A 20504-nucleotide genomic window follows, 5' to 3' on the forward strand; every position below is an offset into this window, starting at 1 on the left:
GCCGGTCGAGAGGGGGATACTAAGACCCCTTGGACGGAAGGACAAGGGCTTCCGGAGAGCCGCCGGGGACGGGGGTCGAGCCGGGCAACTCCACCAGGGGGCGGCTGGGGTAGTCGGGATTGAGCATGTGGGACGGTCCCCCGGCTTCCCTGAATCGGTCCAGTTTGGCAAGGATCTGTTCCGGGGTCTTGCGCAGCCTCGATTCGTGCAGGATGGCCGGGGAGCGCAGCAGGGCGGCCGGGCCCTGGTGGCCGGTCAGCCGCTCGTGCACGGGCCGCTCGAACCGGACGGATTCCGTGCGGCGGAACAGCCGCAGCTGGACGTCCGGCCACAGGCCGTAACCCACCTTGGCGTGCTCCGCGTCCGGGTAGAGGGTGGCCCGGGGCAGGGCCAGGGCCTCGGCCGGGGGCGCGGCCAGCACCCGGCGCACCTCCTTCCAGCCCCAGTCCGGCAGCAACTCGTCCCCGTCCAGAAACAGCACCCACTCCCCGGCGCACAGGTCCAGGCAGGCGTTGCGCTGGGCTGCGAAGTCGTCCAATGGCCGCGTCGCATCAGTTAGCCTGGGGTCGTCCGGAAAAGTGTGCGGACGGCGGCCGTCCCAGACCACGGCGATTTGCTCCACCCAGGCCGGAATCTGGGCGAAAAAGCGGTCCAGGCCGGGTTCGTCCGGATGGAGGATGGCCGCCAGGGTGAGGTTCGGTGTCGGTCCGCCGGAAGCGTCGACCGCCAGCCAGGGCAGGGCGACGGCCGCCTCGCGCAGGGGGGCCACTCCGGCGCGCTCGTCCGGGGACAGCTCGGGGTTGACCAGGGCCAGCGGGGCGGGGAAGCCGGGCACGCCCAAACCGGCCTGGGCCAGAGCATGGCATGGGCCAGGGGGGAGGCGTCGGCCAGCACCTGATGACGGCTGTCCGGCCCTGACCAGTCCGGGCCCACGGTCCGCGCCAACTCCACATCCGGCTCGGAAACCAGCAGGGCGGCCTCGTCGGGCAGCTCCCGGGCCACGGCCCCGGCCACCGCCCCCGAGGCCAGCCCCAGCAGGAGCAGGTGCGGCGGGCGCAGGCGGGACCAGGCGCGCAGCAGCCGCCGGGTCATGTCGTGGAGCCGGTCGGGGGAGGGCGGTTCGGGCGGTGTGCGTTCAGGACCCAGCCTGAAGCCCATCTGCGCCCGGGTGTGCAGAAAGAAGGGATGCGCCGCGGCCATGGCCGGAACCTACGCCGTGGGAGGTCGGCTGGGCAAGCACCCGGTCGTAGATTTCCTCCAGGCGGGCAACCACCGCGCGGGCGTCGTACAGCCTTCGGGCCTTTTCCCGCCCGGCCCGGCCCATGGCGCGGGCGTGTTCCGGGTGGCGCAGCAGCCAAGCCACGGCCTGGCCGTACTCCTCGGCCGTGGCGGCCACCAGTCCGGTGCGGTCGTGCTCCACCAGTTCAAGCTGGGCGTTGTCGCGCAGGCCCTCGCTGGGGTGGGTGATCACCGGCAATCCGGCGGCCATGGCCTCGGCGATGACCATGCCGAAGCTCTCACCAGCTGCGTTGGCGTGGGCGAAGACCGAGCACCCGGCAAGGAATGCCGCCAGCTCGTCCTCGCCCAGCACCGGGTCGAGCCAGTCCACCGTCTCGGCGACGCCCAGTTCGCAAGCCCGGGCGCGGGCCTCCTTCGTGCCGCCGATGACCCGGTAGCGGGCCTCGGGGACCTCGGCCAGCAGGCGGGGCAGCATGTCCATGGCCAGGGGCGACCACTTGCCCGGATCGGCCCGGGAGATGCGGCCCACAACGGGACGGGAGAAGTCGGGTTCCACATGGGCGTAGGCGTCGGTGCGCACCGGGTTGTACAGCACGTCGTAGCGCGGCCCTTCCACGTCGATGGAGTGGACCAGCCCGTAGCGGCGGCGGCAGAACTCGGAGACGAAAAGGATGCGGTGGGCCAGACGTCCCAGCGGCGAGGGGTCGTGGCGGCCGAAAACGTTGGTTTCCACCACCCGGAGAACGCGCGCCAACTTCAGCGGCCGCATGAGGTCCGGCTCGGGCCAGCCCGCTCGGTGGACGTGGACGATGTCCGGACGCAGGCGTTGCAAGACGGGCAGGGGATCGGGGCTGACGCGCACCTCCACCCCGGCTTCCTGCAAGAGGCGGCGGCGGGGGCCGTCCTCAAGGGCCAGGACGACGGGCTGGAAGCGGTCTCGGTCCAGGCCGGAGGCCAGGATCTGGAGGGTCTTTTCCGTGCCGCCCGGACCCAGGGCCCTGGCGTAGTGCACCACCCGCGCGGGCCGGGGGGCGGACACGGCCTAGGCCCCGGAGTTGAAGTAGGCGGAAACGGCCCGTCGGCGAAGGATCTGGGCCGGGGACAGCGGACCTGTCCGAGCCGTCTGCTCCTGGTCGCCGGAGTCGGGATGGGCCTCCTGGGCGGCGGGGTGCGCGGACGCCTGGGCCGGTTGCTCCTGGGAGGCGGTCCGCTCGGCGGCCTGTTCGGCCTGCGGCTGAGCCATCCCGTTCGCCTCGGGGCGTTCCTGGCCGCTTTCCGGAGAGGCCTCCGTCTTGGGCCTGGTCTTGCCGTAGGCGCCCACTCCGCGCGGGGCGGACTGGCCGCCGAGGCCCTCGCCTGTTTGGCGGGCGGCGGCAGCGGCCGCTGCCGCCGCGCCCAGGCTGGGCGGACGTGAGGCGGCCTGCTGGCCCTGGGGCTGGCCGCCCTGCTGGTCGCGTATCTGGGCGTAGGCGGAACGCAAGCCTTCGAGGATCTTGATGACCTCGCGCACGGCGTCGGCGTCCAGCTTCAGGTTGGCCTGCAGGAGTTTGGAGTTGCAGTAGAAATAGAGGCGGGAGAGGTTCTCGGCCAGTTCGCCGCCCTTCTCTTTGTTCAGGCTGGACTGCAACTCGTTGATGATGTCCGTGGCCTTGCCCAGCTCGATGCCCTTCTGCTTGACGTCCTTCTTTTCGATGCTCGTGATGGCCTGGTTGAGGAACTTCACGGCTCCGTCGTAGAGCAGAATGAGGATGTCGCTCTGGCTGGTGGTGTTGACCTGGGTGTGCAGGTACGCCTGTGCCGCGTTTTGCATGTCCCGCTCCGTTATCGCTTAGCTTTGGCCGCTCAGCTGGCTCATCTGGCTTTGCAGGCTTTGCTGGATGCCGTTGTAGTTCTGCAGGGTCGCTTCCAGTCGGGCGAAGCGATTCTTCATCCGCCGCTGGTACTGTTCCAGGCGGCGTTCCTCGTTTTCGATCTTGCGGTCGATGTTGTCGATGATGTTCTGGTAGTTGTCTTCCAGAATGGACAGCGTGCCCTCTTGCGAGTTGGTCAGCTGCTTCAGTTCGTCGACCATCTGCGTAGTCTTGCCGACTTTCAGCCGCACTTCCCCCGAGTAAGTGCCCTGGGTGAGGTTGTTGACCTGCACCGAGAGGCCGCGCGGATCGCCGGACTGGGCGGTGAGCTGCTGGTTGGACGCGTCGTAGTTGGCCGCTACGCCCCCGATGGTGGCGTTGATGACGTTGCCGCCCGCGTCCACCTCGTAGGACACGTCGTAGGTGCCCGGCTCGGTGGTGCCTTCCAGGGAGGAGGCGAAGATGAAGTCCGAGGAGTCGGTCTTGCCGTCGTAGTAGGCGGAAAAGATGGAGGCCACCGCCTCGAGGTCGTTGTTCAGGGCCTCGTCCAGGGCTTCCTGGTCGATTGTCAAAAGGCCCGCTTGCGAAGAACCCTCGTCCGCCTCGGTGAGAATGCCGATCTGTGACAGGGCGGAATAGGTGTCGTCCGAGTAGTCGAAGCCGACGCCCTTGGATGCGACGATGTCCTTGAGGTTCTTGGAAATCATCTCCACACCGTAGTTGCCCGTGAGCAGGCTGCCCTGCTCCTTGAGTTCGTCGAAGTCGGTGAGGTCGATGATCATCTGGCGCACCTCGTTGACGCTGTCCACGAAGGTGCGGATGTTCTCCTCGATGGAAGCCCGGTCCGTTTCCACGGAAACGTTGATGGAGGCGTTGGACCCGGTGACGTCCTTGAGCAGCAGGTTGAGCCCCTCCACCACGTCGTCCACCGAATTGGTGGAGCGGGTGATCCAGGCGTTGGACGGGTAGCCGTTGATACGAAGTTCCGCGTCCTGGGCCTGCTGGGTGATGGTGTCGTCCGCCGCTGTATAGCCGGTGAGATTGGAGTTGGAACTGACCACCAGGGTGTTGTCCGCGCCGGTGTCCAGTCCCCGTATCTGCAGGTGGTATTCGGTATCGCTGACCTTGATGGTGGAGGCGCGCACCCCGGGGTTGTCCGGGTCGTTGTTGATGGCGTTGACCAGCCCGGAGAGGGTGGTGCCGTCCGGCACGTCCACCTGGAATTCCGTGCCCTGGTAGTTGTAGGCGAAGGTGGCGTTGGAGCCGGTGGAGTTGACCTGATCCGTGAGGTCGGACTCGGCCGTGTCCATGGTCACGATCTGGGTCTGGGCCAGCTGGTTCACGGAAAAGGTGTAGGTGCCGTCCTCGGCGTCCGCCCCGGCGGTGGCCGTGAGGGCGTCGGGGTTGGTGGACTCCGCGTCCTTGGTCAGGAACTCGCCTGGGCGGTCGAATCCCTCCAGGGTCGACTTGAGGGAGAAAAGCTGGGTTTCGAGCTCGTTGAACCCCTCCTGCTTGAGCTCCCACGTCTCCTTCCAGTGTTCGAAGCGCCGTTTCTGGATGCCCTCGATCTGGACGAGCTTCTCCACAATGGAGTCGAAGTCGGTGCCGGAGCCGAGGCCCGTGAAACGTATGGCGCCGGATTCAAGTTCGGAGTTGACCATGTTCGTCCCGTGGGGAGGCTGTTTTTGCCGGGTGGCGGCTCCCCGCAGTGTGAAAAGCAAGATGGGTGCCAGCCCGTGGAAACAATCCTCGCCTCCCCGTAGACGTATCGGCAGTATGGGCCAAAGACTTGAGGGAAAATACCCGTCCGCGAGGTGGGAATGCGCGGCCGGGGCGAAAAAAGGCCCCCCGTCTCCGGGGGGCCTTGACATGTGCGGCCTGTGTGCGGCTGCCGGAGTTAGCCGAGCAGCTGGGTGGCCATACGCGGCAGGCTGTTGGCCTGGGAGAGCATGGCGGTGGCGGACTGGGACAGGATCTGCTGGCGGACGAACTCGGTCATCTCGGTGGCCACGTCCACGTCGGAGATGCGCGATTCGGAAGCCTGCAGGTTCTCGGCCTGCACCTGGAGGTTGGTGATGGTGTTCTCCAGGCGGTTCTGCAGGGAACCGAGGTTGGCGCGGATCTTGTCCTTGGAGATGATGGCGTCGTTGAGGGCGTTCAGCGAGGCCTGGGCCAGCTCCTGGGTGGAGATGGAGGCGCCCGCGGCGTCCGGACCAGCCCCGATGCCCACGCCCAGGGCGGAAGCGGTGGAGTCGCCGATGCGCACGTAGTAGTAATCCTCGGCCGAGTCGTTGCCCGCGCCGAAGTGGACCTTCATCTCGCCCTGCGCCTTGAGACCGGCGCCGCTGAAGTCGCCGGAGAGGTTGCCGTTGAGCAGTTGGATGCCATTGAAGTCCGTGGCGCTGGCGATACGGGTGATTTCCGAGGCCATGGCCTGGTACTCGGAATCGATGATCAGGCGCTGGTCGGAGTTGTAGGTGCCCGTGGAGGCCTGGGTGGCCAGTTCCTTCATGCGGATAAGCTTTTCGTCGATGATCTGCAGCGCGCCGTCTGCGGTCTGGATCATGGAGACAGCGTCCTGGGCGTTGCGCACGCCTTGGTTGAGCGAGGCGATGTCCGCGCGCATGAGCTCGCGAATGGCCAGCCCGGCGGCGTCGTCGGATGCGGAGTTGATGCGCAGGCCGGAGGAGAGGCGCTCCACCGAGGTGCCCAGGTTGCTGTACGAGGTCTGCAGGTTGCGGGCCGCGTTCTGGGCCATGAGGTTGTGGTTGATAACCAGTGACATGTGTTCCTCCTTGAATCGGGGTTTTGCACGCGTTTCCTTACGCGTGAGGGGTTTTCCGTGGCCTTCTTGGCCGCTGTGCCTTCCTCATCGGCGGTTTGGAAAAACCCTTTAGGGAGGAAATAAAAAATCGGCCCGTCCGCCGGGGGAGGCGGACGGGCCGGAATGGAGAGGCCTGTCGGCTGTCCGGGCTAGCCGAGCAGCTGGGTGGCCAGCCGCGGCAGGCTGTTGGCCTGGGAGAGCATGGCGGTGGCGGACTGGGACAGGATCTGCTGGCGGACGAACTCGGTCATCTCGGTGGCCACGTCCACGTCGGAGATGCGCGATTCGGAAGCCTGCAGGTTCTCGGCCTGCACCTGGAGGTTGGTGATGGTGTTCTCCAGGCGGTTCTGCAGGGAACCGAGGTTGGCGCGGATCTTGTCCTTGGAGATGATGGCGTCGTTGAGCGCTTCCAGAGACCCCTGGGCCAGCTCCTGGGTGGAGATGGAGGCGCCCGCGGCGTCGGTCCCGGCGGCAAGCCCCACGCCCAGCGCGGAAGCGGTGGAGTCGCCGATGCTGACGTAGTAGTAGTCTTCGGCCGAGTCGTTGCCCGCGCCGAAGTGGACCTTCATCTGGCCGGTGGAGGCCAGCCCGGCGCCGCTGAAGTCGCCGGAGAGGTTGCCGTTGAGCAGGTAGATGCCGTTGAAGTCCGTGGCGCTGGCAATACGGGTGATCTCCGAGGCCATGGCCTGGTATTCGGAGTCGATGATCAGGCGCTGGTCGGAGTTGTAGGTGCCCGTGGAGGCCTGGGTGGCCAGTTCCTTCATGCGGATGAGCTTTTCGTCGATGATCTGCAGCGCGCCGTCCGCGGTCTGGATCATGGAGACAGCGTCCTGGGCGTTGCGCACGCCCTGGTTGAGCGACGAGATGTCCGCGCGCATGAGCTCGCGGACGGCCAGCCCGGCGGCGTCGTCGGCCGCGGAGTTGATGCGCAGGCCGGAGGAGAGGCGCTCCACCGAGGTGCCCAGGTTGCTGTACGAAGTCTGCAGGTTGCGGGCCGCGTTTTGGGCCATGAGGTTGTGGTTGATAACCAGAGACATAAGCCGTTCCTCCTTGAATTGTTGTCGGCTTCCGTGCCGTTGTGGGCGTCGGCCGCTTCCCCCGGGGGTCCTTTTTCGCAACTCCCAGCGGCCTGTGATAGACGCCCGCCTCTATCAGAAGGTATCGGCGGCGGGTTCATCGATCTTTAGCCGGAAAAGAAAAAAATGCGCCGGGCGTGGAATGTCCGGCGCACGAGCGTGTACGTCCCGCGAGGCGCGGGTTCGTTTGCGGTGGGTGTGGTGAGAGCGCGCGGGCCCGTCAGCTGGAGCCGTTCTCGGCGCGCCGCAGGCGGCGGCGGGCCTCGTCCGTGGCCAGGCCGCGCTGGGCCGCGATGCGTTCCAGGTTTTCCTCGGCGTCCGAGGGGCGCAGGTAGAGCGGTTCGGGAAGGTCGCGGGCGTAGTCCGCCTCCAGGGCGGCCTTGGCCAGGGCGTGGGGCGCGGGGTGGTCGTACCGCGCGGGAAGGGGGAGTGGCTCGGCGAGATGCCCGAAGGAATCGGGGTTGCGGCGCAAGCCGCTGCCCAGGACGCGCACCGGGCCGGGCAAGGCGGCCAATTGCCCGGCGGCCTCGTCCGCCCCGGCCATGCGCGGGGCGTCCAGGGGGCGGCCGCCCGGGGCGAAGAACTGCAGGTTGACCTGCCCGCGCCGGGCATGGGTAATAACGGCCAGCACGCCGTCCGTGAAGGGCGGGGCGGAGGCGGCCAACAGGGGCAGGTAGTCCAGTCCCGCCAGGGGCAGCCCCCAGCCCCGGGCCAGTCCGGCGGACGCGGCCAGGCAGACCCGGATGCCGGTGAAGGAGCCGGGTCCCCGGGCGCAGGCGATGCCCTCCAGGTCCGCCCCCTTCATCCCGGCCAGCCGCAGCAGCGACTCCACAGCCGGGAGCAGCACCGGGGTGCTGCGCCCACCGGTGTCCAGGGCCAGGGAGGCCGCCACCGAGGCGGCTTCTCCATCCCGCCGGGCCAGCGCCAGGAGAAGCAGCGACTCGCAGCCGCAGACGGCCAGGACGGTATCAGGCCGGTGGGGTGAACTGCCTGGCGATGTCATTGTAGATGGCGAATCCCATGAGCAGGAGCAGCAGCAGGAGCCCGATGCGCAGGGCGATGGCCTGCACGGTCTCCGGCACGCGCCGCCCGGTGGTGGCCTCGTAGGCGAAGAAGACGATGTGTCCGCCGTCCAGCACCGGGATGGGGAACAGGTTGATGAGGCCGAGGTTGAGGCTGAGGAAGGCGGCCATCTGCAACACCGTGGCCAGGCCGTGCTCCGCGGACTTGGCCACCACCTGGGCGATCATGATGGGGCCGCCCAGCTCCTTGGTGGACACCGCGCCGGTGATGAGATCGCCGATGCCTTTCACGATGCGGGCCGTGAGGGTCCAGGTTTTCTCCATCGCCATGAGAGGCGTGCTGGCCAGGGATAAGCGCACCGGCACCCGCTCGTAGGCGAATGTCAGTCCCACCATGGGCCGGGTGATCTCCTCGCCCGAGGGGGCCTGGCGGGTCATGACCCGGGGGGCGACGTCCACCCGGCGCACCTGCCCGTCGCGGCGCACGGTCATGTTCACCGCCCCGTCGGTGCCCGCCTTCTGCACGGCCTGGGGCAACTCGTCCCCGAACCACATGCGCTGGCTGTTGATGCGCACCACGCGGTCGCCGCTCTGGATGCCGGCTTCGGCCGCTGGACCGCCCTCGATGACCTCGCCCACCTTGAGGTGGATGGCCTCGGCCCCGCCGAATACCAGCAGGCTCCAGTAGAGCAGGAAGGCCAGCAGGAAGTTGAAGCCCGGCCCCGAGGCCACGATGAGCATGCGCTGCCAGGCGGGCTTGTTGGTGAAGCTCTGCTCCGGGGTGAAGCCCTCGGGTAGTTCCGCCCCGGGCTGTTCGCCCACCATGGAGACGTAGCCGCCCAGGGGGACGGCCGAGACGCGGTAGGAGGTCTGTCCCCGCTTGAAGCCCCACAGGGTGGGGCCGAAGCCCAGGGAAAAGACCTTCACCCCCACGCCGAACAGGCGGGCCAGCAGGAAGTGCCCCAGTTCGTGGAAGAAAATGAGCCCGCCGAGGACCAGGATGACGGCCAGGACGTTGATCATGCCGCCTCCCCGGCACGGGCCAGCTCCCTGGCCCGTTGCCTGGCCTCGCGGTCCAGGTCGAGAATGGATTCCAGGTCTTCGGCCGCACGGCCGTCATGGGCCGCCAGGCAGGAGTCGATGAGGCCGGGAATGCCCAGGAAGGGCAGGCGTCCGGCCAGGAAAAGCTCCACCGCCACCTCGTTGGCCGCGTTGAGCACGATGGGGTGCGAGCGGGAGGCGGCGTAGGCCTCGCGCGCCAGCCGCAGGCAGGGGAAGTCGTCCCAGCGCGGCTCCTCGAAGGTCAGCCCGCCCAGCTTGGCCAGATCCACTGGTTCCACGCCGGTGCCCACCCGCTCGGGGAAGCAGAGGCAGTGGGCGATGGCCACCCGCATGTCCGGCGCGCCCATGTGGGCAAGCATGGAGCCGTCCACGAACTCCGCCAGGGAGTGCACGATGGACTGGGGATGGACCACAACGCCCACGCGATCCATGTCCACACCGAAGAGGTGGCAGGCCTCGATGACCTCCAGCCCCTTGTTCATGAGGGTGGCCGAGTCAATGGAAATCTTGGCCCCCATGGACCAGTTGGGATGGTTCAGGGCTTGCTTGGGGGTGACGTTCTCCAGAAAGGAGGCCTCCTTGTGGCGGAAGGGGCCGCCCGAGGCGGTCAGCACCAGCCGCCGCAGGGCGCGGGCCTCTTCGAAGGCCGCAGCCTGGAAGAGGGCGTTGTGTTCGGAGTCCACCGGCAGGATGGTGGCGCCGGTCTCGGCGCACATCTCCCGCACCAGGTGCCCGGCCAGCACCAGGGATTCCTTGTTGGCCAGGGCCACCATCTTGCCCGCGGCCACGGCGGCGTGTGTGGGCCGCAGCCCGGCCGCGCCCACGATGCTGGAAAGCACCATGTCGGCGTCCTCCAAGCGGGCGGCCTCCACGCAGCCCTCCTCGCCGGTGAGGATGTCCGGGGCGTAGCCCCCGGGCAGCAGGGGCCGCAGCCTGTCCGCCGTCTCCTTGTCCATGACGCAGAGCAGGGACGGGCGGAACTCAGCCGCCTGCTGGGCCAGCAGTTCGGCGTTGCGGCCAGCGGCCAGGGCGGCCACCCGCAGGCGGTCCGGATGGGCGCGGACCACCTCAAGGGCCTGGGTGCCGATGGAGCCGGTGGAGCCCAGCAGGCTGAGGGAGCGGGGAGCGGCCGCGGGTCGACGCGGCGGCAGGGAGGAAATGTATGTCTGCATATTCGGATCAGAAAAAACCGGATTGGATGGCGCGCAGGGCGGCGTAGACCGGGGCGGCCAGCAAAAGGCCGTCCACGCGGTCGAGGATGCCGCCGTGCCCGGGCAGGAGGTTGCCCGAGTCCTTGGCATTGCGCCACCGTTTCAGGGCCGATTCAAAGAAGTCGCCGAGCTGGGCGGCGATGGTCAGGGCCAGACCGGCCAGCAGCCAGTCCCCAGCCCCGGCCTCGCCCAGCCACAGGCCGTATCCCAGGCAGACCAGCACGCAAAGGGCACCGCCCCCCAGGCTGCCGGCCCAGGTTTTCTTGGGGCTGATGGCGGGCCATATCTTGGGTCCGCCGATGGCGCCACCCGCGAAGTAGGCCCCGGTATCCGTCACTGCCGTGGCCAGCAGCACGAAGATGATCTCCACGGGCTCCATGAAGATGAGGAATTGCAGGGCCAGCGGGACGTACAGGACGCCGGAAACCAGGACGGCCGCGTTGAAGTAGCTGGTCTCGTCGGGCCGGACGTCGTAGCAGATCAGGAAAAAGAGGTTGCCCGCCCAGAAGGCCAGCACCAGGGCGGAGAGTACCAACAGCGGGTCCTGCTGGCGCACGGCCAGGAAAAGGACCACGGCCACGCCCGCGCCGATGAGCTTTTTTCCCCAGCCTTGGCGCCCCGGCCAGAACAGGCCGTAGTATTCCACCATGGCCAGCAGGCTGACCAACAGGGCGGCGGTGAACAATGCCCAACCGCCCACTGTCAGCACAACGGCCAGCAGGGCGACGAGGACGGCTCCGGTTGCCAGGCGGGGGACGAGGGAGGATGCTTGCATGGGGTTCACCTTGTGGGGCGCCCCCGGTGGTACATCCATTCCGTCCCCGGGGCAAGGCGGCTACCGCCTAGGTGGTTGTGGGCGTTTCGCACTCCTTGGTGGACCCAGGCCCGGCCAGCGGCCGGAAGCACTTCTTGGTGGCTCCGCAAATGGGGCAGCGCCAGCTGTCGGGCAGGTCCTCGAATTTGGTTCCCTTGGGTATCTTGCCTTTGCGGTCCCCCCGGTCCGGGTCGTAGATGTAGCCGCAGTTGACGGTCTGGCACTGGTACATTTCTTCCGGTTGGCTCATGGATGACTCCTTTTTTCCTCCTTCCACATTAGAATGAGTGGTGGGAAAGTCAACACGAAACCGCTTGACAGGTCGCTCTCCCGGCCCCAGCTAATCCGGGCGAATGCGCATCGAGATTCTCGGCGCCAGGGGGGAGATTGAACCTTCCGCTCCGTACCACAGCCGCCAGACGGGCGTGTTGATTGACGGACGCATGCTTGTGGACGCGGGCGAGCCGGAATTCATGCTGCGCGAGCCCGACTGGCTGCTGCTTACCCACCTGCACCCGGACCACGCCTGGTTCGCCCGCAAGCCGGGCAAGACGAGCGTGGACCGCCCCCTGGCCGTGTATGCCCCGGAGAAGGGGCCGAAGGTGGAGGGCGTGGCCTACCGGGTGGTTGATGCCCCAATCGGGCTGGGGCCATACGCGGTGACGCCCATCTCCACACACCATTCCCTGAAGGTGGCCTCCCAGGCCTATCTCATCAAGCGGGGCGGCCGGAAGCTGCTCGTCACCGGCGACCTCATCTGGATCAACAAGGAGCACCACCATCTTATTGAAGGGAGCGATCTGGTGATCACCGAGGCCAGTTTCCTGCGCAAGGGCGGCATGGTGCGCCGCGACGACGAGGACCGGCCGCATCTACGGCCACACCGGCGTTCCCGACCTCCTCAGCCTCTTCAAGGGCTGACCCGGACCGTCTGCTTCATCCACTTCGGCTCCTGGTTCTACAAGATGGGGGCTGAGAAGGCCCGGCGGACCATCCGCGACCTGGGCGGGGAGGAAGGGGTGCGCGCCCTGACCGGCTACGACGGCATGACAATCGACCTGGACGAACTGGACGGAACATGAAGAAGAGAAAGCATCCCCGCGACATCCTCACCGGCGTGGACGACGCCACCAAGTGCCCCTGCATCGGCTCCATCATGGTGGCCGGGGTGACCGCCCCGCGCAAGGTGACGTGGCAGTGGAAGCGGATGGGCGTGAAGGACTCCAAGCTGCTCTCCCGGGCCAATCGCGACGACTTGGCCGCGCGCATCAAGGAAACGGCCCACGCCTGGAGCGTGCGGCCCATCGGCCCCGAGCGCATCGACGACAAGTCCCTCAACCTCAACCAGTGGGAGATGCTGACCGCGCTGGACCTGCTGGCGGACATGGCCCGCGGGCTGGGCGCGGACGGGCTGGGCGCGGACGGGCTGGGCGAGGTCTGGGTGGACAACTGGGAGGTCAGCCGCGCCCTGTTCTTCTCCAGGCTGGCCGAGGCCTGCCACCCCGCTCGGGCCGGGGAGCTGGCCGCCAAGGGGGTGTGCTGGGAACGTCTGCCGCCCCTGCGCGACCTGGTCTTTCAGCCCGAGCACCGGGCGGACGAGAACCACGTCGTCGTTTCGGCCGCCTCCATCCTGGCCCGCCACGCCTCGGACCTGGAGTACGACGCCCTGCGCTCGGTCTACGGCGACTTCGGCTCCGGATCCCCGGGCGACCCGGCCACACGGCGATACGTCTGGGAGCACCGCCGCCACCCGCCGCCGCTGATCCGCACCTCCTGGCGCACCTACAAGACCCTGCGGGAACTGGACTCCCTGGCGGACGATCCGTTGTGCGCCAGGGCCGGGGCCAAGTGGGCGGCCTGAGCACGGACTTCGCGGCGAGAACGAAAAAAGCGCGCCCGGCTGGCCGGGCGCGCTTATTCTTTGCTGCATTCTCCCGGTGGATCAGCCCGCGGCCGGGCGGCCGCCGAAGCGGCGTTCGCGGGCGGCGTAGGCGGCCAGGGCCTTGTCCAGTTCGGCCGCATCGAAGTCCGGCCAGAGGGTCTCGGTGAAGTAGTACTCCGCGTAGGCGGACTGGAAGAGCAGGAAGTTGGAGATGCGCATTTCCCCGGAGGTGCGGACGACCAAGTCCGGGTCGGGCTGGCCCGAGGTGTAGAGGTGGGAGGCGAATTCCTCCTCGGTGACTTCCTCAGGGTCCGCGCCCTCGCGCAGAAGCTGCTGGGCCGCCCGTACGATCTCCGCCCGGGAGGAGTAGTTGAGGGCCAGATTGAGGGTCATGGCCTTGTTGTCCCGGGTCTTTTTCATGGTGTGGGAGAGCACTTGGCGGGTGGCGAAGGGCAGTTCAGAGAGCTGGCCAAGCACCTGCAGGCGGATGGACTGCTCCATCAGGGAGGGCAGCTCCCGCTTGAGGAAGTCGCCGAGCAGGTCGAAGAGGAAGCCGATCTCTTCCTTGGACCGCCGCCAGTTCTCCCGGGAGAAGGTGTAGAGCGTCAGGTGGGTGACGCCCAGTTCCCGGCAGCGGGTGACGAGGTTCTTGGCGGCTTCCGTGCCCGCTTTGTGGCCTTTGCTGCGTGGCAGGCCGCGCCGCTCGGCCCAGCGGCCGTTGCCGTCCATGATGACGGCCAGGTGGCTGGGCAGGCGGCGCGGCTGATTTGTCTCGCCCAGGGCTAGAGCTCCATGATTTCCTTTTCCTTGGCCGCCAGCACGTCCTCTGCCTGGGCCACGTTGGAATCGGTCAGCTTCTGGATCTCGTCCTGCGCCCGGTGCAGATCGTCCTCGCTGATCTCCTTGTCCTTCTCCAGCTTCTTCAGGGCGTCGTTGGCGTCGCGGCGGATGTTGCGGATGGCCACCTTGGCGTCCTCGGTGTACTTCTTGGCCAGCTTGACCAGTTCCTTGCGCCGCTCCTCGGTGAGCTGGGGGATGTTGATGCGGATGATCTTGCCGTCGTTGACCGGGTTCAGGCCCAGGTCGGAATTCTGGATGGCCTTTTCGATGTTGCCGAAGGCCCCCTTGTCCCAGGGCTGGATGGTCAGGGTGCGGGGGTCGGGGACGGAAATGGAAGCCAACTGGTTCATGGGCGTCGGCGTTCCGTAGTAATCCACGGGGAGGTCTTCCACCAAAGCGGTGGAGGCGCGTCCGGTGCGCAACTTGGAGAAGTCCTTCTGCAGATTCTCCACGGCTTTCTTCATGCGGGATTCGGCGTCCTTCTTCACGGATTCCATGGCTAGCCTCCTGATACCGTAGTGCCGATGTCTTCGCCCTGGGCGACGCGGCTGATGTTCCCCTGGGCAAAAAGGTTGAATACGACGATTGGCAGGTCGTTGTCCATGGCGAGGGAGATTGCCGTGCTGTCCATGACCCGCAGTCTGCGCTCCAGGGCCTCCATGTGGGTCAGGTTCTTGTACATGGTGGCCTCGGGATTGTTCACGGGGTCCTTGTCATAGACGCCGTCCACCTTGGTGGCCTTGAAAATGGCCTGGCAGCGCAGTTCCATGGCCCGCAGGGCGGCCGCCGTGTCGGTGGTGAAGTAGGGGTTGCCCGTGCCCGCGGCGCAGATGACCACCCGGCCCTTCTCCAGATGGCGGATGGCCCGGCGGCGGATGAACGGTTCGGCCACTTCGCGCATGGAGATGGCAGAGAGTACGCGGGTGTCCACGCCGCGCTTCTCCAGGGCGTCCTGCACGGCCAGGGCGTTGAACACCGTGGCCAGCATGCCCATGTAGTCGGCCGAGGCGCGGTCCATGCCCTTGGCCGACTCGGAGACGCCGCGGAAGATGTTGCCGCCGCCGATGACCAGGACCATTTCCAGGCCCAGCCCGGCCACGTTCTCCAGTTCCTGGCTGAGGATGTCCATGGCCTTGGGGTCGATGCCGTACGGCTCGTTCCCGGCCAGGGCCTCGCCCGAGAGTTTGAGGAGTACCCGTTTGAAACGCAGATCGGCCATTGGCTGCCTTCCCTCGCTGGAGTTTCAGTCCGCCCTGTCCTACCTCCACGCGGGAGGCTTGGCAACGGGCAAAAAAAAGCGGGCCGTGGAATCGGCCCGCTTGGTAACGTCATCAATCGGCGGAATTATTCCTCGCCCGATTCCTCTTCGATATTCTCGCCGATCTCGAAACGCTGGAAGCGGCCGATCTCGACCTTCTCGCCCAGAACGGCCACCAGTTCGTTGAGCAGGTCCTTCACGGCGAGCTTGTCGTCCTTGATGTAGGGCTGCTCAAGAAGGCAGATTTCCTTGTAGAACTTGTTCAGGCGGCCCTCGACGATCTTCTCGGCGATGTGCTCGGGCTTGCCCTCGTCCATGGCCTGCTTTTTGAAGATTTCGCGCTCCTTGGCCACCAGGTCGGCGGGCACGTCCTCGGGAGTCAGGCACACGGGACGGGCCGCGGCGATCTGCATGGCCACGTTCTTGGCGAACTCCTTGAACTGGTCCGCCTTGGCCACGAAGTCGGTCTCGCAGTTGACCTCGACCAGCACGCCGATCTTGTTGTTGGCGTGGACGTAGTGGCCGATGATGCCTTCGGAGGCGGTGCGGCCGGCGCGCTTGGCGGCCTTGGCCATGCCCTTCTCGCGGAGCCAGGCGATGGCCTTCTCCTCGTCCCCGCCGGTTTCGGCCAGGGCCTTTTTGCAGTCCATCATGCCCGCGCCGGTTTTATCGCGCAGGGATTTCACTTGGGCGGCGCTGATGCTCATGGGGTTATCCCTCCTGGGGGGTGCTGGCGGTCTGTTCCTTCTCTTCCATGCCGGTATCCGGAGGGACCTGTTCCTCGGCCTTCTCCACGTCGGCGGCCGCGGACTCGGGCTCGTTCACGGCCGGGGTCTCGGCCGCGGCGCCGGCCGCGGGGGCTTCGGCTTCGGCCTTGGGGGCTTCGGCCTTGGCGGGCTCCTCTTCCTGGCCGCGCTCGTCCTGGCGGGCTTTGCCCTCCAGGCAGGCGTCGGCGATGTGGGTCACGAAGAGCTTGATGGCGCGGATGGCGTCATCGTTGCCCGGGATGACGTAGTCGATGAGGTCGGGATCGCAGTTGGTGTCCGTCACGGCCACGATGGGGATGCCCAGCTTGCGGCACTCCTTGACGGCGATGTCTTCCCGCTTGGGGTCGATGACGAAAGCGGCCTGGGGCAGGCCCTCCAGTTCCTTGATGCCGCCGATGTTGTCCTGGAGCTTGCGCATCTCCCGGGTCAACATGGCGATTTCTTTCTTGCCGTACTTGTTGATGGAGCCGTCCTCGAACATGCCCTCAAGCTTCTTGAGGCGGTCGATGGAGCGGCGGATGGTCTGGTAGTTGGTCAGCGTACCGCCCAGCCAGCGGTTGACGATGTAGTATTGGCCGGCGCGCTCGGCCTCGGCCTTGACCGAGTCCTGGGCCTGGCGCTTGGTGCCGACGAATACCACCTGGCCGCCGTTGGCCACGGTGTCGGCGATGAAGTCGTGGGCTTTCTGGAACAGCTTGACGGTCTGCTGCAGGTCGATGATGTGGATGCCGTTGCGGGCCCCGAAAATGTAGGGGCGCATCTTGGGATTCCAGCGGCGGGTCTGGTGGCCGAAGTGGACTCCGGTCTCCAGCATTTGCTTCATGGTCACGTATGCCATGGGTCCTCCTGGGTTGTTCCTCCGTCCCCGGCCGAAAAGCCCTGTCTCGGGCCACCCAGCGGCCAGCGCGGGACGTGTGGTTTGGTTGAAACAGGACCCCTTAACCCAACCGGGGATTTTTGACAACCCCCGGGCCGCGGTCCGGGTATTTTTCCCGGACTTCGCGTTGACCCCCGTATGCGAGCGACGTATCTTCGCCGACTCCGAAACGCCGGAAAGGGGGACTCGGTCCGGCGCGGAAAGCCCGGCAGGGCGGCAGGGGAGGGGGACTGGTGCCGTACTACCTGGAACACGCCTTCAATCCCGATTTCGACCATACCCGGCTGGCTCCCAGGGAGAACCAGTCCGGGCGGGTCAACCATTTCGACCTGGGGTACGTGCAGAGCGTCAACCGGGGGCAGGAGCTGGCACGGCTGCGCCGCGTGGACGAGGACGAGGCCGCCGGGCTGGACCAGCGGTTCGTGCTGCCCGACAGGACCATCCCCGCCGGCCCCAACACCGAGTTCGACCCCTCCGACGCGGATCGGCTCCTGGCGGCGGCCAGCGGCTACGTCTTCTACGAGGGCGGCCGGATCACGGTGAAGAGCGTGCTCAACGTGCGCCGCGACGTGGACTACCACACCGGCAACATCACCTTCGCCGGGGACATGGTGCTGCACGGGGGAGTGCGCTCGGGGTTCAGGCTGCGGGCCCGCAACATCCTGTCCAAGTCCACGGTGGAGGGGGCCAGGCTGCGCGCCCGGGGCTCCATCGTGGTGGAGACGGGGGTCAAGGGGGCCGAGGGGGGATACCTGCACGCGGCCAAATCCATGCGCCTGGGGTTCTGCGAGAACGCCCGGCTCAAGGCGGGGGAGAACATTCTGGTGCAGGGCGCGGCCATGCACAACGAAATCAGCGTGCGCGGCAAGCTCGTGGTTCGCGGTCGGCTGGTGGGCGGCGTGGTCCGCGGCGGTTCCTTCGTCTACGTGGGGGAGCAGCTCGGCGGGGGGCTGTCCACCTCGACCCAGATCGTGCTGGGCTACGACCCCTTCCTGCTGCACGAGGAAGAGGTGCTCGGCGGCCGGGTGGAGGAGCTGGAAGAGGAGATGGAGCGCTGGGAGGCCCTGCGCAGGCGGGGCGGAGCGCTGGCCGAGGAGCTTGAAGGGAGGCGGCTCGTCCGGGCCGGGGCCTTGGAGAAACTCAAGGCGCGCAGGGCGAGAATCTGGGAGCGGATCCAAGCCCCCGGGTCGCTGGAGCGGTGCGTAGTGGTCGTGCCCGGCGAAGTGCGTCCCGGCGCGGAGATCAGCATCGGCCAGGCCTTCTACGGGGTGGGGGATTTCATGGAGAACGTCCGTTTCACCTACGAGGACGGGCGGATCAGCGTCTCCTCGCCCGCCCTGCTCGGAGAGGAGGCCGGCCCGTAAGGGAACGGCCTCACGGCAACGAACGGGAAAACACTCGACATGGATATAGCGACTCTTATCGGCATCGTCGGGGGGCTGGGACTCATCGTGGGGGCCATCCTCTTGGGCGGCAACCTGTTCGCCTTCGTGGACGCGCCTTCGCTGGTGGTCGTGGTGGGTGGAACCATGGCCGCCACGCTGGTCATGTTTCCCCTGAAGACGGTCATTTCCTCCTTCAAGGTGGCCATGAAGGCCTTTCTGGCCAAGGACCCCAACCCCCAGGAGCTGGTGGAGCAGGTGGTCTCCCTGGCGGACAAGGCCCGCAAGGAGAGCCTGGTGGCCCTGGAGAAGGTGGAGATCGACGACCCCTTCCTCAAGAAGGGCGTGCGGCTTGTGGCGGACGGCTCCTCCCAGGCCCAGGTGCAGTCGATCCTGGAGTCGGAGATCAATTTTCTCAAGCAGCGCCACCGCCGGGGGCAGAACGTCTTCAAGGGGCTGGGGGGCGCGGCTCCGGCCTTCGGCATGATCGGCACCCTGGTGGGGCTGGTGAACATGCTGCAGACCCTGGACGAGCCCGAGGCCATCGGCCCGGCCATGGCCGTGGCCCTTCTGACCACCTTCTACGGGGCGGTCATGGCCAACCTGGTCTTTCTGCCGGTGGCCCGTAAGCTGGAGGAGCGCTCCAACGACGAGCAGCTTGTGCTGAACGTGGCCATGGAGGGAGTGCTGTCCATTCTCAACGGCGAGCATCCCCATCTGGTGCGCGAGAAGCTGCTTTCCTTCCTGCCCCCCGCTTCCCGCGAGGGCGAGGGGTAGCCGAAAGCGGCCATGGCCAGGCAGCAACCGCCTCCGCCGCCCAGGAAGGTGCAACCGGACACTCCACAGGAGGCCGGCGGCGCGCCCGAATGGATGTCCACCTTCGCGGACATGGCCATCCTGCTGATGTGCTTTTTCGTGCTGTTATTGTCCTTTGCTGAAATGGACATCCAGAAGTTCAAGGACGCCATGGGCTCCATGAAGGACGCCTTCGGGGTGCAGACCAAGCGGCCCGAGGCGGAGTACGCCGCCTTTTCCCCCTCCAAGCTGGAGGCCAAGGGCATCGTGCTCAAGAACCAGCAGCGGCAGCAGCTGGCCCTGGCCCGGATGATCAAGCGGCTCATCAGCCAGGACCCGGACCTCAAGGAGCGGGTCAAGGTCTCGGCCGAGGACGACGGAGTGCTTTTCCGGGTCAACGGACGGGCCATGTTCGAGCCGGGCACGGCCAAGCTCATGCCGGGCGCGAGAAAGGTGCTGGACAAGGTGGTGCGGGTGCTCAAGGAGCACAACTACGACTGCATCGTCGAGGGGCACACCGCCAGGGAGAAGAGCCGGGAGAGCGCTTACCCCACTGGCTGGGAGCTTTCCGCGGCCAGGGCCGCCTCCGCCCTGCGCTACATCCACGCCCAGGGCATTTCCACCACCCGGCTCAAGGCGGTGGGCTACGCCGATTCCCGCCCCCTGGTGCCCAACGACACCGAGCGCAACCGCGAGCTGAACCGGCGGGTGGAGTTCTTCTACCGGCCCCCCACCGACGATTTCCGCTGGTAGCGGCCCAGCCGGGGCGGAAGGCCGGGCCGGGGGCTACTGCAACGGCCCGGAAACCGCTTCCTCGCTGGCCACCACGGGGTTGATGAGGATGCCCACGTTGTCGATCTCCACCCGCACCTCGTCGCCCTCTTGGATGGGTCCCACACCGGCGGGGGTGCCGGTGAGGATGATGTCGCCGGGGTTGAGGGTCATGACGCGGGAGACATAGCTGACCAGGTCCAGCGGCGGGGTGAGCATGTCCGAGGTGGCCCCCTCTTGCCGCACCTCCTCGTTGATCAGGGTGCGCAGGGACAGGTTGGACGGGTCCTCCACCTCGGTTTCTATCCACGGCCCGATGGGGCAGAAGGTGTCGAAGCCCTTGGCCCGGCCGAATATTCCGTCCTTGGCCTGCAGGTCGCGCGCGGTGACGTCGTTGGCGCAGGTGTAGCCGAAGATGTGTTCCGTGGCCTGCTCCGGGGCGATGTCCTTGCACGTCTTGCCCATGACCACGGCCAGTTCCGCCTCGTAGTCCACACGGCCCACGCCGCGGGGCAGCACGATGGGCTGCCCGGACCCGGCGATGGCCGTGGGCGGCTTGAGGAAGAGCGGCGTCTCCTCGGGCGGCTCGCGGCCCATCTCCTCGCAGTGCCCGGCGTAGTTCAGCCCGGCGCAGACGATTTTGGACGGCGTGACCACCGGCAGAACCGCGACCTCGTCCAGGGGGATAGGGTCCTCCAGCCCGAGTTCCTTGTTCAGGCAGATGACGCTCTTGTCCATGAGCGAGGCGTAAAAGACGTGGCCTTTGTGGCGGACGCGGATGATGCGCATGGGGCTCCTCTCGGGGGAAAATGAATCCGGGAAAAGCTACCAGAG

Annotated in this window: 22 protein-coding genes; 5 read left to right on the forward strand and 17 right to left on the reverse strand. The window is 67.0% G+C overall.

Annotation, left to right across the window (positions count from 1 at the left end; all coding sequences use genetic code 11):
* Window positions 1–19: 19 nt before the first annotated feature.
* The 11 genes from N911_RS18405 to N911_RS0101470 all read right to left on the reverse strand — a co-directional run bounded on the left by N911_RS18405 (window position 20) and on the right by N911_RS0101470 (window position 11348).
* On the reverse strand, window positions 20–835 hold the full coding sequence (locus N911_RS18405; RefSeq protein ID WP_051693808.1) for a glycosyltransferase family protein: 816 nt from the start codon (window positions 833–835) through the stop codon (window positions 20–22).
* A 300-nt stretch (window positions 836–1135) separates the two neighbouring features.
* Window positions 1136–2278, reverse strand: coding sequence for a glycosyltransferase family 4 protein (locus N911_RS0101425; protein ID WP_081859015.1), 1143 nt, complete (start codon window positions 2276–2278; stop codon window positions 1136–1138).
* 3 nt (window positions 2279–2281) lie between these two features.
* On the reverse strand, window positions 2282–3049 hold the full coding sequence (fliS, locus tag N911_RS18215; RefSeq protein ID WP_051693810.1) for a flagellar export chaperone FliS: 768 nt from the start codon (window positions 3047–3049) through the stop codon (window positions 2282–2284).
* A gap of 18 nt (window positions 3050–3067) precedes the next feature.
* Entirely contained in the window at window positions 3068–4750 is a 1683-nt protein-coding gene (fliD, locus tag N911_RS0101435; protein ID WP_029893659.1) for a flagellar filament capping protein FliD, read from the reverse strand.
* A gap of 236 nt (window positions 4751–4986) precedes the next feature.
* Window positions 4987–5874 (reverse strand): flagellin N-terminal helical domain-containing protein, encoded by an 888-nt coding sequence (locus tag N911_RS0101440; RefSeq protein WP_029893661.1) that lies wholly within the window; start codon window positions 5872–5874, stop codon window positions 4987–4989.
* A 188-nt stretch (window positions 5875–6062) separates the two neighbouring features.
* The gene (locus N911_RS0101445) at window positions 6063–6950 is read right to left on the reverse strand and encodes a flagellin N-terminal helical domain-containing protein (RefSeq protein WP_029893663.1); all 888 of its coding nucleotides are present in this window, start codon (window positions 6948–6950) and stop codon (window positions 6063–6065) included.
* 259 nt (window positions 6951–7209) lie between these two features.
* Window positions 7210–7992 carry a tRNA (adenosine(37)-N6)-threonylcarbamoyltransferase complex dimerization subunit type 1 TsaB gene (tsaB, locus tag N911_RS0101450; RefSeq protein ID WP_029893665.1) on the reverse strand — a complete coding sequence of 261 codons (783 nt, stop codon included), beginning with the start codon at window positions 7990–7992 and terminating at the stop codon, window positions 7210–7212.
* Window positions 7958–9034, reverse strand: a complete 1077-nt coding sequence (rseP, locus tag N911_RS0101455; protein ID WP_029893667.1) for an RIP metalloprotease RseP — start codon at window positions 9032–9034, stop codon at window positions 7958–7960. The genes tsaB and rseP overlap by 35 nt, the downstream gene beginning before the upstream one ends.
* Window positions 9031–10245, reverse strand: a complete 1215-nt coding sequence (gene dxr, locus N911_RS0101460; RefSeq protein ID WP_029893669.1) for a 1-deoxy-D-xylulose-5-phosphate reductoisomerase — start codon at window positions 10243–10245, stop codon at window positions 9031–9033. The genes rseP and dxr overlap by 4 nt, the downstream gene beginning before the upstream one ends.
* Before the next feature lie 7 nt (window positions 10246–10252).
* On the reverse strand, window positions 10253–11059 hold the full coding sequence (locus N911_RS0101465) for a phosphatidate cytidylyltransferase (RefSeq protein WP_029893671.1): 807 nt from the start codon (window positions 11057–11059) through the stop codon (window positions 10253–10255).
* A 67-nt stretch (window positions 11060–11126) separates the two neighbouring features.
* Window positions 11127–11348 carry a rubredoxin gene (locus N911_RS0101470; RefSeq protein ID WP_029893673.1) on the reverse strand — a complete coding sequence of 74 codons (222 nt, stop codon included), beginning with the start codon at window positions 11346–11348 and terminating at the stop codon, window positions 11127–11129.
* A 175-nt stretch (window positions 11349–11523) separates the two neighbouring features.
* On the opposite strand from N911_RS0101470, the gene N911_RS16475 reads away from it, so the two are divergent.
* A complete protein-coding gene (locus tag N911_RS16475) occupies window positions 11524–12180 on the forward strand; it encodes an MBL fold metallo-hydrolase (RefSeq protein WP_202593853.1) in 657 nt (218 codons plus the stop codon).
* The gene (locus tag N911_RS17285; RefSeq protein WP_051693813.1) at window positions 12177–12959 is read left to right on the forward strand and encodes a ribonuclease H family protein; all 783 of its coding nucleotides are present in this window, start codon (window positions 12177–12179) and stop codon (window positions 12957–12959) included. Before N911_RS16475 ends, N911_RS17285 begins: the two co-directional genes overlap by 4 nt.
* An 81-nt stretch (window positions 12960–13040) precedes the next feature.
* Here N911_RS17285 and uppS read toward each other — a convergent pair whose 3' ends face one another.
* The 5 genes from uppS to rpsB form a co-directional block, all read right to left on the reverse strand.
* The gene (gene uppS, locus N911_RS0101485; protein WP_029897642.1) at window positions 13041–13760 is read right to left on the reverse strand and encodes a polyprenyl diphosphate synthase; all 720 of its coding nucleotides are present in this window, start codon (window positions 13758–13760) and stop codon (window positions 13041–13043) included.
* Window positions 13761–13762: 2 nt separating this feature from the next.
* Window positions 13763–14317, reverse strand: a complete 555-nt coding sequence (frr, locus tag N911_RS0101490) for a ribosome recycling factor (RefSeq protein WP_029893675.1) — start codon at window positions 14315–14317, stop codon at window positions 13763–13765.
* A 2-nt stretch (window positions 14318–14319) separates the two neighbouring features.
* Window positions 14320–15039, reverse strand: coding sequence for a UMP kinase (pyrH, locus tag N911_RS0101495; RefSeq protein WP_029893677.1), 720 nt, complete (start codon window positions 15037–15039; stop codon window positions 14320–14322).
* A gap of 125 nt (window positions 15040–15164) precedes the next feature.
* A complete protein-coding gene (gene tsf, locus N911_RS0101500; RefSeq protein WP_029893679.1) occupies window positions 15165–15785 on the reverse strand; it encodes a translation elongation factor Ts in 621 nt (206 codons plus the stop codon).
* Between the two features lie 4 nt (window positions 15786–15789).
* Window positions 15790–16683, reverse strand: coding sequence for a 30S ribosomal protein S2 (rpsB, locus tag N911_RS0101505; RefSeq protein WP_029893680.1), 894 nt, complete (start codon window positions 16681–16683; stop codon window positions 15790–15792).
* Window positions 16684–16955: 272 nt separating this feature from the next.
* Between rpsB and N911_RS0101510 the strand changes: the two genes are divergently transcribed.
* The 3 genes from N911_RS0101510 to N911_RS0101520 are packed head-to-tail and all read left to right on the forward strand — an operon-like array spanning window position 16956 to window position 19652.
* The gene (locus N911_RS0101510; protein WP_029893682.1) at window positions 16956–18086 is read left to right on the forward strand and encodes a FapA family protein; all 1131 of its coding nucleotides are present in this window, start codon (window positions 16956–16958) and stop codon (window positions 18084–18086) included.
* A gap of 39 nt (window positions 18087–18125) precedes the next feature.
* Window positions 18126–18881, forward strand: coding sequence for a motility protein A (locus tag N911_RS0101515; RefSeq protein ID WP_029893684.1), 756 nt, complete (start codon window positions 18126–18128; stop codon window positions 18879–18881).
* 12 nt (window positions 18882–18893) lie between these two features.
* Window positions 18894–19652 (forward strand): flagellar motor protein MotB, encoded by a 759-nt coding sequence (locus N911_RS0101520; RefSeq protein ID WP_029893686.1) that lies wholly within the window; start codon window positions 18894–18896, stop codon window positions 19650–19652.
* 33 nt (window positions 19653–19685) lie between these two features.
* Here N911_RS0101520 and N911_RS0101525 read toward each other — a convergent pair whose 3' ends face one another.
* On the reverse strand, window positions 19686–20459 hold the full coding sequence (locus N911_RS0101525; protein ID WP_029893687.1) for a fumarylacetoacetate hydrolase family protein: 774 nt from the start codon (window positions 20457–20459) through the stop codon (window positions 19686–19688).
* Window positions 20460–20504: the final 45 nt, after the last annotated feature.

This window comes from Desulfohalovibrio reitneri (assembly GCF_000711295.1).
GTDB lineage: Bacteria > Desulfobacterota > Desulfovibrionia > Desulfovibrionales > Desulfovibrionaceae > Desulfohalovibrio > Desulfohalovibrio reitneri.